15 protein-coding genes are annotated in these 13104 nt (G+C 65.6%); 8 read left to right on the top strand and 7 right to left on the bottom strand.

The window, feature by feature from the left end; translation table 11 throughout:
• Positions 1–93 precede the first annotated feature (93 nt).
• Positions 94–723, top strand: a complete 630-nt coding sequence (locus Sa4125_RS04035) for an NAD-dependent dehydratase (RefSeq protein WP_224003907.1) — start codon at positions 94–96, stop codon at positions 721–723.
• A gap of 42 nt (positions 724–765) precedes the next feature.
• On the opposite strand, the gene Sa4125_RS04030 is transcribed toward Sa4125_RS04035, so the two are convergent.
• The gene (locus Sa4125_RS04030) at positions 766–3282 is read right to left on the bottom strand and encodes a cation:proton antiporter (RefSeq protein ID WP_224003899.1); all 2517 of its coding nucleotides are present in this window, start codon (positions 3280–3282) and stop codon (positions 766–768) included.
• Positions 3283–3540: 258 nt separating this feature from the next.
• Entirely contained in the window at positions 3541–4731 is a 1191-nt protein-coding gene (mnmA, locus tag Sa4125_RS04025) for a tRNA 2-thiouridine(34) synthase MnmA (RefSeq protein WP_224003897.1), read from the bottom strand.
• Positions 4732–5029: 298 nt separating this feature from the next.
• On the opposite strand from mnmA, the gene Sa4125_RS04020 reads away from it, so the two are divergent.
• A complete protein-coding gene (locus tag Sa4125_RS04020) occupies positions 5030–5323 on the top strand; it encodes a DUF1153 domain-containing protein (RefSeq protein ID WP_188849569.1) in 294 nt (97 codons plus the stop codon).
• A gap of 57 nt (positions 5324–5380) precedes the next feature.
• Here Sa4125_RS04020 and Sa4125_RS04015 read toward each other — a convergent pair whose 3' ends face one another.
• Positions 5381–5593, bottom strand: coding sequence for a DUF4287 domain-containing protein (locus Sa4125_RS04015; protein ID WP_224003895.1), 213 nt, complete (start codon positions 5591–5593; stop codon positions 5381–5383).
• Positions 5594–6069: 476 nt separating this feature from the next.
• Positions 6070–6426 carry a flagellar export protein FliJ gene (locus Sa4125_RS04010; RefSeq protein ID WP_224003893.1) on the bottom strand — a complete coding sequence of 119 codons (357 nt, stop codon included), beginning with the start codon at positions 6424–6426 and terminating at the stop codon, positions 6070–6072.
• 375 nt (positions 6427–6801) lie between these two features.
• Here Sa4125_RS04010 and ctrA point away from each other — a divergent pair, with 375 nt between their 5' ends.
• On the top strand, positions 6802–7497 hold the full coding sequence (gene ctrA, locus Sa4125_RS04005; protein WP_188849567.1) for a cell cycle two-component system response regulator CtrA: 696 nt from the start codon (positions 6802–6804) through the stop codon (positions 7495–7497).
• Positions 7498–7630: 133 nt separating this feature from the next.
• On the opposite strand, the gene Sa4125_RS04000 is transcribed toward ctrA, so the two are convergent.
• Together Sa4125_RS04000 and Sa4125_RS03995 are read right to left on the bottom strand one after the other, a co-directional pair.
• Complete coding sequence (locus tag Sa4125_RS04000; RefSeq protein WP_224003891.1) at positions 7631–8005, bottom strand: response regulator; 375 nt, start codon at positions 8003–8005, stop codon at positions 7631–7633.
• A 129-nt stretch (positions 8006–8134) separates the two neighbouring features.
• On the bottom strand, positions 8135–8812 hold the full coding sequence (locus Sa4125_RS03995) for a histidine phosphotransferase family protein (protein ID WP_224003890.1): 678 nt from the start codon (positions 8810–8812) through the stop codon (positions 8135–8137).
• A gap of 259 nt (positions 8813–9071) precedes the next feature.
• On the opposite strand from Sa4125_RS03995, the gene Sa4125_RS03990 reads away from it, so the two are divergent.
• Positions 9072–9653, top strand: coding sequence for a DUF1134 domain-containing protein (locus tag Sa4125_RS03990; RefSeq protein ID WP_224003889.1), 582 nt, complete (start codon positions 9072–9074; stop codon positions 9651–9653).
• Between the two features lie 154 nt (positions 9654–9807).
• Positions 9808–10974, top strand: a complete 1167-nt coding sequence (locus Sa4125_RS03985; RefSeq protein ID WP_224003879.1) for a hypothetical protein — start codon at positions 9808–9810, stop codon at positions 10972–10974.
• Here Sa4125_RS03985 and Sa4125_RS03980 read toward each other — a convergent pair.
• Entirely contained in the window at positions 10947–11765 is an 819-nt protein-coding gene (locus tag Sa4125_RS03980) for an RNA methyltransferase (RefSeq protein ID WP_224003877.1), read from the bottom strand. The two genes, Sa4125_RS03985 and Sa4125_RS03980, sit on opposite strands and share 28 nt — an antisense overlap.
• 170 nt (positions 11766–11935) lie before the next feature.
• Here Sa4125_RS03980 and Sa4125_RS03975 point away from each other — a divergent pair, with 170 nt between their 5' ends.
• From Sa4125_RS03975 to Sa4125_RS03965, 3 genes are all read left to right on the top strand, one after another.
• Positions 11936–12394 carry a hypothetical protein gene (locus tag Sa4125_RS03975; protein WP_224003875.1) on the top strand — a complete coding sequence of 153 codons (459 nt, stop codon included), beginning with the start codon at positions 11936–11938 and terminating at the stop codon, positions 12392–12394.
• A gap of 174 nt (positions 12395–12568) precedes the next feature.
• Positions 12569–12781: a cold-shock protein gene (locus tag Sa4125_RS03970; protein ID WP_188849829.1), complete on the top strand. Its 213-nt coding sequence runs from the start codon at positions 12569–12571 to the stop codon at positions 12779–12781.
• Positions 12782–12849: 68 nt separating this feature from the next.
• A complete protein-coding gene (locus tag Sa4125_RS03965) occupies positions 12850–13095 on the top strand; it encodes a hypothetical protein (protein WP_224003873.1) in 246 nt (81 codons plus the stop codon).
• Positions 13096–13104 lie beyond the last annotated feature (9 nt).

The raw sequence follows: 13104 nt of genomic DNA, 5'->3' as shown, positions 1-13104 counted from the left end.
ATCCGCTGGAATGCCGCGCCAGCAGCACGCAAACGGCACATCGGCTGCCCTGGCTGAACGCTCGGCAGAACAGTCATGGCAGGGAGTGCGACCATGAAGCTCTTGCTTGTCGGATCGACCGGTCTTGTCGGCGGATTTGTCCTGGCCGAAGCACTGGCTGACATCCGTTTCAACTCCGTCGTGGCCCTGACGCGAACGCCGCTTCCGCCGCACGCAAAATTGCTCAATCCCGTCGTCGACTTCGACGCGCTTCCCGCGGACGCGCCATGGTGGGATGTCGATGCCGCCATCTGCACGCTCGGGACGACGCGCCGGCGCGCGGGTTCGGATGCCGCCTTCACCCGGGTCGACCATGATTATCCGCTGGCTGTCGCCCGGCTCGCCCGCCGCCATGGCGCGGGGACATTCGTCCTGAACTCGGCGCTCGGCGCCGATCCGCGATCGCGGCTTCTCTACAGCCGTACCAAGGGAGAGCTGGAACGGGACCTCGCGTCCCTCGGCTTCGGTTCGCTGACACTCGTCCGCCCTGGGCTCATCGGCGGGGACCGGGAGGAGAGACGGATGGCCGAGAGTCTGGCGTCGACCGTGCTCGGCGTCCTCTCGCCTTTGCTGCCGGCCCGCTACCGCATCAATCCCGCACCGACCATTGCGGCGGCCCTTCTCGATGCCGCCGCCGCGGCGCTTCCAGGCCGCCAGGTCGTTCCGTCGGAAGCGCTCATCTGAGAAGCGGCGCCCCCTTCCCGCCTCCGCCCCGGGCCGGTGCCGTCACTGGGCGGGGGAGGACTCGGTTGGCGCCAGGGCCGTCATCCCCGCCACGGGGGTCCCCGCGGCATTCTGGTCCAGACGCTGGCGCGCGATCGTCTCAATTCGCTGACGCAGGCTCGGATGCAGCGCCAGGAAACGCTGGAAATCGGACAGTGAGAGCTGCAGCATCGCCGAATAGGCGATCGCCCGGACATCGGCCTGGCGCCGCAAATCGAAAAGCAGCGCCATCTCGCCAAAGATTTCGCCGCGACCGAGCCGAAGTTGCGCCGATCCGGTGTCGATCTCGACGGCCCCGGAGAGAATGAAGAAGGCCGCCGTGCCGATCTCGCCGCGGTTGATGATCGACATGCCGGGCGCGGCGAAGAACGGCCGCAGAAACTGCTGGAGATCATCGCGGTGGCTCTCCGACAGCGGCTCGAAGAGCTCGCAGCGGGCGATCATCTCGCGCGTGTCGAGTCCGAGATCGAGCGGCGGGCTGGACAGCTCCCCCCTGTCGCCGAAGTTGAGAAGAACGTCGCGCTCGACCTCGGCGTTGATCAGTCCGGAACGGCGGAGATGGCCGATTTCCTTTGCCGCGAGGGCCCGCGCCGAACGGGCGACGACCGCGCGCTCCAGTTCGACGACATAGGCCGGATATTGCAGCCGCACCGCATCGATCTCGCGCTCGATGAGGGCCGCGCGCTCGCGCAGTGCGCCGACCGCCACGTCGACGGTCTCGGCACCCACCACAGGCCTCAGATCGCTGTCGACAAAGAGCTTTAGCTCGTTGACCACCAAAGCCGTCTCGATCAGCGTCTCGAAGCGTGCCGCCATCCGTCGCGACAGCATGCCGCTGTAGCCAAAGCGCCGTTGCAACGAAAAACTGAGGCGGTCGAGCCAGAGGAACTCGGTCTCCTCGCGATTGGCCGCGCGATAACCCTCGACGCCTGAGACGCGCGCCATGTCGAGCCTCCGCCGCGCATCCGCCGCCAAGCGCTGGGCGATCCGCGGCCCAACCGTGCCATTGGCGAAATGCTCGAGCACGGTCTCCCGCTCTCGCAGCGTCAGCGCAGCAAGAGCGATGGCGCTGCGCTCGGCATCCGAAATGGCTGCTGTGGCCGGGGGCTCATCCAGTTCGAGGAGATCGCCCGCTTCCGGCGCGGCCGTCCCCTCCCCGCCGAAGCGCGATGCCATTTCCTTCGACAGTTTCGCGACGCGGCGCGTGGTGACGTTGATGGCCAGATCGCGCAACACCCGGTCGACGCCGGTCAGGCGGTTCAGGCCGAGCCGCTGGATCAGCATCCGCAGCGTCGTCCCCTGGACGAACAGGGTCATCAGCGTGAAGCCCGTGGCGAGCGTGGCGACGAAAGCTACGACCGTGGGCGGGATGGCAGCGTTCTCCGTCACCGCCAGCGCCAGCGCCAGCGTCATCGACCCGCGCAGTCCGCCCCACAGGACGACCAGCCGGTAGGGTCGGGAAATTTCGGCGGAAAGGCCGAGGCGGGTCAGGAGCGGCAGCAGCCCGAACAGAACCAGAGCCCTTGCCAGCAGGGCGGCGACGAACAGGACGGCAAGCAGCAAGAGGTCGAAGAGGCCGACATCCGCCATCAGATGCGGAACCCGGAGCGAGGTGAGGACGAAGATCAGGATCGCCGACCAGGACGCCAGTTGCTCCCAGGTCTCGCGCAGATGGCGCCAGACTTCGGGTGTAACCCGGCCTGGTGCGAGGGTGGCGAGCGTGACGCCGGCGACGACGACGGCGATGATGCCCGAGACGTAGAAGACCGCCTCCGCGGTCCAGAAGGCGAGATAGGGCACGGCGAGGCTGAGGGAGATCGCCGTCACGCGGTCGTCCCGGATGAGGCGCAGCAAGGCGAGGAACGCCGATGCCGTCGCAAAGCCGAGCACGGCGCCCCCGATCGGCAGGACGAGGAACTGGGCGGCAGCCGTGGAGATGCTCAGTGTGCCGGGTGCAGCCAATGCAGCGGAAAAGATCAGGAACAGCGCGATTGCCGCCGCATCGTTGAACAGGCTCTCGCCCTCGACCAGACGGGTCAGCCGTTCCGGCGCGCCGACATCGCGAAAGATGGCGATGACCGCCACCGGATCGGTGGTCGCGACGAGCGAACCGAGCAGCAGGCAGGCGATCAGCGGCATGCCGGAAATGGGCCACAGCGCGAGCGCCACGCCGACGGTCGCCACCACGACCGCGACGAGCGCCAGGAGAACGATCGGCAGAAGATCCTCCCGGACGCGATGGACATCGACCACCAGCGCGCTCTCGAAGAGCAGCGTCGGCACGAAGACATAGAGGATGAGACTCGAGCCGATGGGCAGGCGAGAGATCATCTCGGCAAACTCCACCGGCAGGAGCGTACCGGGATTGGCGACGGAATAGAGGCTGGCGAAGCCGAGCGTCGCGCCGCCGAGGGCCAGGAGAATCGACACCGGCAGCCGCAGCCGCGTGGCCAGCGGACGGGCGAGCGCGCCGAGCGCGACGACGGAAGCGATCAGGACCACGGCGGTCGATACATTCATGGAATGCGCGTCCGAGACTGTCACCCTCGTGCCCGGCGGGAGTCGCACGAGCCCAAGGTGTAAGAAAGTTTCCCTAGGGAAAGCAAGAGTGGACGGCCGACGGCACCCTCCTATTCCGAGGTAGCCAGTTTGCGTGGATCCACGATCCGGGTCGATGCGGGCGGCGCCGTGATCGCGCTGCTCGGCCTCAGAAGGGCCCTGCCGTGATCAATGGTCGGTCAGGGGCGCTGGAGGCGTCGACGGAGAAACCGTGCGCCGTCAGCCGCGAGCCAACCGGGCCGGGCTTTCGATGGCAGGGTCGCGCACCGTCCCGGCGACCGTGCGCGCGATCACGCCGCCCCCCAGCACCCGCGCGCCGGCCGCCTCGCCATCGTAGAAGACGCAGGCCTGCCCGGGCGCAATGCCGTCCTCGCCATCCAGAAGCTCGATCGTGACGTCGCCGTCCTCCAGACCGAGCCGGGCCGGCACCGGCGGACGCGCGGAGCGCACCTTGACCAGGAGTTCGCGGCCGAGGTCCGCGGCAGCGGCGATTGGTTCGTCACCCAGCCAGTTGACGCTGCGAAGCACCAGCCGGCGCGTCGCCAGCGCCTCGCGCGGGCCGACGATGACCCGGCCGCCGGCGGCGTCGAGCGCCACGACGTACAGCGGCTCGGGCGAGGAGAGCTTGATGCCGCGACGCTGGCCGATGGTGAAGTGCACGACGCCCTCGTGACGGCCGAGCGTGCGGCCGTCGATATGGACGATGTCGCCGGGAATGCCGGCGCCGGGATGCAGCCGCTCGATCACGTCGGCATAGCGGCCCTTCGAGACGAAGCAGATATCCTGGCTGTCAGCCTTGTCGGCGACCGCCAGCCCATGGCGGGCGGCGATCTCACGGGTTTCGGCCTTGGTCAGCCCGCCGAGGGGAAAGCGCAGGAAATCGATCTGAGCCTGTGTCGTCGCGTAGAGAAAATAGCTCTGGTCGCGGTCGAGATCGGCCGGGCGGTGGAGGCCGCGGTGCGGCGAGCCGTTCATCCCGGCGCGGCTCTCGATGTAATGGCCGGTCGCCAGGGCCTCGGCGCCGAGATCCTGCGCCGTCGCCAGGAGGTCGCGGAACTTCACCGTCTGGTTGCAGGCGACGCAGGGGATGGGCGTCTCGCCGGCCATGTAGCTGGCGGTGAAGGGATCGATCACCGAGCGGCGGAAGATCTCTTCGTAGTCCAGCACATAGTGCGGGATGCCGAGGCTCTCGGCGACGCGGCGGGCATCGTGGATATCCTGGCCGGCGCAGCAGGCACCTGCCCGCCGGGGACCCGTGCCGCTGTCGTAGAGCTGAAGGGTGATGCCGACGACATCATAGCCCTCGGCCTTCAAAATCGCCGCGACGACGGACGAATCGACGCCCCCGGACATCGCCACGACCACCCGCGTGTCCGCGGGGGCCTTCGGCAGATCGAGGCTGTTCAGCATGGCAGCAACTCCTCTGCCGCTGAGCGGCAGGCAAAATAAGTCTTCGGCCCGGGTTTAGCGCCTGACGGCGCGGATGCCAACGCGGCCTTCGTTCGGCGTCTGCAAAGGCAGGGCGCCTTACGTCAATATGCTGGAATCCCGAGGGAATTGCGACAGCAATGCGGCCAGCGCGCCGGGTCGCCGTCAGCTTCCACTCGCTCCACATCTTATCAAATGATTACAGTGGGTTTAGCGGAATTTTAAAAGCGCCGCGCTAAGTTTGGGGGCGATTAGGTCTTGAGCATTAGTAGAGAGTACAATGACCGATCAGGTTAGACCACGAGTAAAGTACGTCATCGGCCCCGACGGAAGCCCTTTGACGATTGCCGATCTTCCGCCATCAAACACCCGTCGCTGGGTCATCCGCCGCAAGGCGGAGGTCGTCGCGGCGGTTCGCGGGGGCCTGTTGAGCCTCGACGAGGCATGTTCGCGCTACACCCTGACGGTGGAGGAATTCCTCTCCTGGCAGGTCTCGATCGACAGTCACGGTCTGGCTGGCCTGCGCACGACGCAGTTGCAGGAATACCGGAAGAAAATCGACATGCATCACTAGGGGCAAAACCACGCCTCCGCGACAAATCAGCCGGCTCACGCCGGCTTTTTTGCGCGCCTATTCCGGGTCTTGCGACAAAACAAACGCCACGAGAGCGTTGGCGTGACCATGGCCCATCCCGTGATCCTTCTTGAGGATCGCTACGAGCTCCATGTGTCTTGCCGGAAGGTGACTTCTGACAAGCGCCTGCCATTCGGCGACGGGCCGCCCGTATGTCTTTTCGATGGATGGAAAATACGAAGCCGGTCCCTTGATGGGTTTGTCCGCCACTGATGCCCTCCTCTCCCCGAGGTCGATGGCCTCATCTTCCTTCGCCGGACGGGGGACCGCAAGGCCGGCGGCAGGCGTGCTGCACCGAAGGCGGCCCGGCAGGGACAAGCACGGATTATTCCGTTGGGCTTGGTGGAGACGCCGGCGCCTCGCAACAGCGGCGCTGGCCAAGGCCCGCGAGGATGAGTTCACCCTGCCGCCGCGAAACTTTGACATTTCGGAGGATGCCATTCATGGCGATGGCGTCTCGGCCGGGGGAAGGACCGCAAGGACGAACGGCCGGGAACACACCGGCCGGTAATCTGCGCGCCACGGACGGGTCGCCCGCAAGCGATCGGCGGCAAAATCCCCCGATGTCGATGCCGCATGGCCCGGCTTGAATGTGCCGCGATCGTTCCCTGTCGGCGCTCGGCGCCGGGAGGGGTCGTTTCTGCGGTGAGCGGTGCCGGCGGCCGCTACTGCCGGCCGCGCAGGCGTCAGCCGTTGGCGATCCGGCGCTCTTCCGCCTCGTCCCGCTGCTCCAGCTTTTCGGCATGCACCAGTTCGGCCTCGGCCTCCTCATGGGCAATCCGGGCGGCGCCCAGCTGCACCTTCAGATCCTTGACGGAATTCATCAGATTGTCGCGCCGCGCCCGGGCCGCCTTGGCGAAGGTCGGATAGGCGAAATGCTTGATGTCGGTGATCCCCGCTTTTTTCTCTTCGTTGCCGATCTGGGCGTCGAGATCGCCGGCCATGCGGGAGAATTCTCCCATCATCAGTTCGAGCTGCTCGACCTGGCGGCGTTTCTCGTTCACCTTGAAGCGCGTCAAGCGCACGAGATTGTCCCGCTTCATTCTGTCATCCCTGATCTTCAGGCCGCCTTGGTGGCAACCTTTCCGGAGGCGCGATTGGGATGTTTCAGGCAAGCCTTGCCGGCTATGCCATTAACGATCTGTTTACGCGCACCGTTAATCATAGGGACGAGGGTTTAAGGCACGGTAAATCGGAAACCGCGGATGCTCAGCTTCTCCAGCCGAAAGGCACGGGGGGAGTTTGCGTCCGGGGATGTCGCGAGAGACGAGCCTGTGAGCCCAAAAGACAGAATGTCAGACGTGTCGGCCAAGAGTTTTTGTTAACCATTCCGTGGCAGATTTTAGGCACGGACACACGACGAACCAGGAACTTGCCGGGCAGCGGTCAAGGGCGAGTTCTGCGGAGAGGATATTTGGATGCGCGTGCTTTTGATCGAGGATGACAGTGCGGTCGCGCAGAGCATCGAACTGATGCTGAAATCAGAGAGCTTCAACGTCTACACCACCGATCTCGGTGAGGAGGGCGTCGACCTTGGAAAGCTCTACGACTACGATATCATCCTTCTCGACCTGAACCTTCCCGACATGTCCGGTTACGAGGTCCTCAGGACCCTGCGACTGTCCAAGGTCAAGACGCCGATCCTGATCCTTTCCGGCATGGCCGGGATCGAGGACAAGGTTCGCGGCCTCGGCTTCGGCGCCGACGACTACATGACCAAGCCGTTCCACAAGGACGAGCTCGTCGCCCGCATTCACGCCATCGTTCGTCGCTCCAAGGGCCATGCCCAGTCGGTGATCAACACGGGCGACCTGACGGTCAACCTCGACGCCAAGACGGTCGAGGTCAACGGCCAGCGCGTGCATCTCACCGGCAAGGAATACGCCATGCTGGAGCTGCTCTCGCTGCGCAAGGGCACGACCCTGACGAAGGAAATGTTCCTCAACCACCTCTATGGCGGCATGGACGAGCCTGAACTGAAGATCATCGACGTCTTCATCTGCAAGCTGCGCAAGAAGCTGTCGACGGCGACCGAAGGCAAGAACTACATCGAGACGGTCTGGGGCCGCGGCTACGTGCTGCGCGAGCCGGAAGCCGACACCCGCGCCGCCTGATCGGCGCCATCAGCGGTCGCCGACGGCTCGAGTGAGGGCCGTCCGACGGCGGGAACACTGCGAATGAGGAAAAGAGACCCGTGCCACCGGCATCGGTCTCTTTCTCGTATTCTGACGGATGGTGTGGACGCCCTCAGGCAGCGACGCTGGAATAGGGGCTGATCCACCGGACCATCGCCTCGCGATCGAAGGGCTTGAAGACGAAGCCCGTCGCGCCGGCTCGCTTCAGCCGCGTCATCGTGCCGAGATTGGCTTCCACCAGCGAGGCGAGGATGACAGCGTCCTTGCCACCCGGCCGCATGCGCAAAGCCCGCACGAACTCTTCGGATGGCATATCCGGCAGCATGCCGGCGACGATCACGATGTCGGGCACCTCTCCCCCGCCGATGAGACCCAGGGCCTCTGATCCGGACGCGGCATTCTCGACGGTGAACGACATCTGAAAGAGGATGCGGCTTGCGACTTTGCGAATGACGTTCGACTCGTCGACGATCAGGCAGGTTTGCATCGGTGCCTCCGTGCATGGCGGCAGTCAATTCCCGCGGGAAAATGCTGCCCTGTGCAAGGAGACTATCAAAACAAGTTTTCTCGAGGGTTGAAATTCACGGGTAAGATTGCGTGAATATCGAAGCTTCCCTTACGCTTCGATATCGATCGCCACCACCGGCTCGGGCGCGGCGAGCAGGGGCACAACGGTGAAGATCGCGCGGTCTTCCAACTGTTCGAGATGCACGTCGAGGCCGAGTTCGCGGGCAAGCAGCAGCGTGTAGTAGGGCTGGACACCGTGCGCGTCGACGGCTTCCTCTCCCGCCGTTCCGGCAAGAAGCGCCCTGAACTTCGCCGGCACCCGCAAAGGCGTCCCGATCGCCCGCACCGTCAGCTTCAGCTGCGGCTCCAGTTGCTCGACTTCCACCTGCACTTCGCGCCCCCGCGGAACGGAGGCATTGGCGATGACGACAAGGTTGAGGATCAGCTTGGCGATGTTCTTCGCCACGTAAGCGCGCTCGCCGGTCCAGCTGAGCGCGGCGCGCTCGAAGCCCATCATCCCCTCTGCCACCTGGCGCGCGTCGCCGAGATCGATCTGGGCCGTCGACGAGCCGGAGGCGCCATAGGCGATCCGGGCGAACTGGAGTTTCACGACGGCGCTCTTGGTCGAGCTGCGCACCAGCGCCATCGACTCTTCGTCGCCCGGCATCTCGTCGAGGAGTTCGAGCCCGCTCTGCACGGCGCCGACCGGCGAGATGATGTCGTGGCACAGCTTGCTGGCGAGCAGTGCCGCGAGATCGGGGGCCGAGACGTGTGGGAGGTCCGTCATCCTGAATCCGTTCGAAAAATACTGGTGCCGTGGCGCGGGAGTAGCGGCGAATCGAGCTGCCCGATGTCGCCGAAGAATGAGTCCCTCGTCCTTTTCAGTCAACCGCCACGCGGCTGCGGCAACCATCGATTCGGGGGTCAGCTTCCCATCGTTAGGCATTTAAAAAGCATATTCTGCTCAAATGCGTCGCATACCGCTCCGGCCTTGTCCTGCGGGGCTCCGGCATGCGCAGCGCATCATCCGACCGAGAGGGAACGCCATGCAGAGCCTGTTCGACGTACTCCGCCGCATCGCACTGGCCGCCGCGGCGGCCCTGGTATGGGCCATGGCGTTCGCGCCCCCCGCCTCGGCGCAGCAGACCGGCTACACGATGGAGGAAATCGTGGCGCAGGGCCACAATTTCTTCGGATCCACCGCCGGCGGGCTCGCCACCCTCGTCGAAAAAGCCTTCCAGCAGCATGGCCTGCCGAACGGCTACATCCTCGGGGAAGAGGCGTCGGGCGCCTTCATCGGCGGACTTCGCTTCGGCGAGGGCACGCTCTTCACGAAGAATGCCGGCGAGCACCGGCTGTTCTGGCAGGGTCCGTCCTTCGGCATCGATGCCGGCGGCGACGGCGCGCGCACGATGATGCTCGTCTACGACCTGCCTTCCGTCGAGTCCGTCTATGGACGCTTCGGCGGCGTCACCGGCACGGCCTATCTCGTCGGCGGGCTCGGGATGACGCTGCTCACCCGCGACGATATCAAGATCGTGCCGGTAAAGACCGGTCTCGGCGCCCGCCTCGGGATCAACATCGGCTATCTCAAGATCACGCCGATGCCGACATGGAACCCCTTCTGACCTGACGCCTTCACGCTGGACGATTCCAAGCTGTGGAATGAGCCCCGCGCCAGCGTGATGGCACCACTGCGCGAGCTGGGCTAGTGTCGGCCATGCTGCATACCGATCTTCGGGCCATCCGGCGTGACTCGGCTCAACCTGTTGCAGGATTTCCATGATCGCGACCGGCCTCACCTTTCTACTCGGCGTTCTCGTGGCGGCCCTCGTCGTGCTCCTCTTGGCGCCGATCGTATGGCGCAAGGCGCAGAGCCTCGCGCGCCGCGACTATGAAGCGACGATTCCGGCCTCGGCGAACGAGATTCGCGCCGAGTTCGACAGCGTGCGGGCGGCGGCGGCACTCAGCGTGCGCCAGCAGGAGATCCGGCTGGCGGAGGCCAGAGAGAAGACGGTGCGGGCCCAGGCCCAGCTCGGTCGCAGCACGGTCGAGAATGTCGAGATCCTCAAACGCAACCGGAGCCTCCTGGAGATTGCCGAGGACCGCGCGATGGAAATCGCCCGGCTGACCACGACGCTCGCCGCGCGGGACGACGAGAACCAGTCGCTGACCAGGACGCTGGCGGCCACGCGGCGCGAAGCGGAAATGAGCGGTCAGGAGCTCTCGGCGCTGGCGTCGCGGTTCGAGGCACTCGGCGAGATCGCCGAGGAGCGCAAGATCCAGCTCGTCGCGGCGGAGGCGAAGGTCGATCGGCTCTCCGATGCGCAGCGCGTGGGCGAGCGGCTGGCCCGCGAGCAGCAGGCGACCATCGAGCGCTTGCGGACGGAGGCTGCCGGCTTCGAACACACCATCGCCCGCGACAAGGCGACACTGGCTCAGCTCAACGAGCGCATCGCTGCGCTTTTGACCGGTATTGCCGAGCGCGACACCGAGATCGCGCGCCTTGCCGATCGCCAGGCCGTCCCGGCGGCCGCGCCCTCCAAGTCGCCGCGCGCCGCGGAGACCGTCCCCACTGACACCGTTGCGCTGCCCTCGGGGCCCCAATCGTCGCCCTCGTCGCCGGAGAGGCTTGCCGAGGTTCAGACCGCGAGCCAGCGCCTTCGGGCGGCCCTCGTGAAGAACGCCGATTCCGCTTCGCCCGAGACATCGCAGGCCGAGATCCGCGACCGCATCTCCGACATCGCCGCCCGCGTGATCCGCATGACGTCGGTTGCAGACGATCCCAACGCCGCGCTCGGTCTTGGCGCCGCCGGAAGTGCTTCCACCCCGGCCGGGGACGGCCGGGCGCCGAGCCTTGCCGAACGGGTGCGGCGGCTCGCCACCGCCGAGCCCAATGGCGGCCCCGGATCGACGCGCAGTCAGTCCGCAGCCGCGCACCGCGAATAAAGGCGCTGCAGGGCGATGGCTGCGGCCGTCGCGACATTGATGCTGTCGAAGCCCGGCACCATCGGTATTGCGATGGACCGCATCTGCGCCGTCAGCTGCGGTGGGAGGCCGGGTCCCTCGGCGCCGAGGAAAAGCGCGGACGGGCCGGGGCGGTCGAGCGGAGCAAGACCCTCGCTCGCCCCCGGCGCCAGGGCGAAGCAGCGGAAACCCAAGCCGAGCAGTTCTCCAAGAATGCCCTCCGCCGCGCCGAGGCGTGCATAGGGCATGGCAAAGACGCTGCCGGCCGACACGCGGATCGCCTTGCGATAGAGCGGATCGCAGCTTGTCGCGTCGAGAAGGATCGCATCCGCGCCGAAGGCGGCGGCGTTCCGGAATATCGCGCCGATATTGTCGTGATTGGCGATGGCGATGGCGACGACGACGGTTCCGCCGGCCGACGCGATCGCCTGCAGCCGTGTCGCTGCCATCGGGTCGGCCAGAACTTCTCCATGCGCCAGAAACCCCCGGTGCACGGGAAAGCCGGCAACGCCGTCGAAGGTTTGGCGGTCGGCGACATAGACCGGCACGTTATCTGGAACGCGCGCGAGGACCGGGGCCAGTCCCGCCAGGCGATTCTCGAGCACGAGGAGACTGAGGGGACGAAACCGGGGAGACGCCAGCAAGGGCTCGATCACCACCCGCCCTTCCGCGATAAAACCCTGGCGACCGACGAGGTCGCGCTCGCGCACGTCGCGATAGGCTGCAAGGCGAGCGTCCTGCGGATCGATGATCGGGATGGGGCCGAGCGTCATGTTCCCTCCGTTGCCGGGGTCTGGCGGTCCCGCCATCCGCGCGCCGGGATGAAACGTCCGGACGGGCGAGCTACAGGCTTCACGGCTGGGATAACGGCATAATTGCAACGTGTCCGGGGCAATAGGCATTTGTCCTTTACTTTTCCGTCGTTTGACCACAACCAAGGAACATGCGCTCTCGTCTTCTCATCCTCGTCGGTCTGGTTTCGGGCCTCGGTGCCTGCACCCCGCGCATGCCGACCATCGATCTGTCCGGCACGTCGCTGCCGCGTTTCGACATGTTCCGCAGCCAGAACGACAAGAGCAGCCCGGCGACGACGCCCTATCCGCTCAGCCGAACGGAACTTGCGATCATCAAGTCCGAGTTCTCTGCCGCGTTCAAGGATGGTCGCACGGTCCAGTTCGGCCCTGTGACAGCTCGGCGCAGGGCGACGGGGAACCTCGTCGTCTGCGGCCTTGTCAGCATCCAGAAACCCGACGGCACCCGGTCCGGCATGACGCTCTTCGATGGGGTCGGCAGTTTCGAGACGCTCGACGGCACCCTCACCTTCACGCCGCAACGGCTCGCCGGCGGAAACGCCAAGCAGATCGACGTCTATGGCGACTGCCGCGACGCAGGCGCGCTGTAGCCTCGCACCGTCCCCGCCAGACGGCGGACGGGCGGGACGATTGTGAAGATTCAAACAAATTTCGCGAGAGGTTGAGACTCGCAGCAAAAACGTGTTACGAGTGTTCACGGATCGTGATGACTTGCGGTCCTCGCACCGCGGAGCGGTGCCCGAATTTCTATAGGATTAAGTAACATGGCCCAGACTGGCACAGTAAAGTTCTTCAACGCGGACAAGGGCTTCGGCTTTATTTCGCCGGACAATGGCGGCGCGGACGTGTTCGTCCACATCTCGGATGTCGAGCGTTCGGGTCTTTCCCGCCTCTCCGACAACCAGAAGGTGTCGTTCGATTCCGAAGCCGACCCGCGCGGCAAGGGCCCGAAGGCCGTCAACATTCAGGAAGCCTGATCCTTCAGGTTTCCTTGACTGATGTGGCCCCGCTTCGGCGGGGCCATTTTCGTTTGGGGGTATGAGCGATGGCGGCGAAGGTTCTTTATATCGTGCAACAGTTCGAGCGGATGGGCGGCAAGCTCGTCGCCGGCCGTGCGATGGAATTCAAGACCGCCGACGAAGCCGCCGCCCGCGCCGAACGCGACGCCAAGCGCATGGCCGGCGTCGTCGCTCTGGCCCAGACCATCGACCTCGACACCGACGAAGTCATGGAAGAGCCGGAGATCCTGGCCCGCTACGGCGAACTCCCGGCCGAGTTTCGCGAGGAATAGAATCGAGGC

Source organism: Aureimonas sp. SA4125 (assembly GCF_019973775.1).
Lineage (GTDB): Bacteria > Pseudomonadota > Alphaproteobacteria > Rhizobiales > Rhizobiaceae > Plantimonas.
Note: the sequence above shows the minus strand (reverse complement) of the source record. Positions and strands in the feature narration are given on the sequence as shown.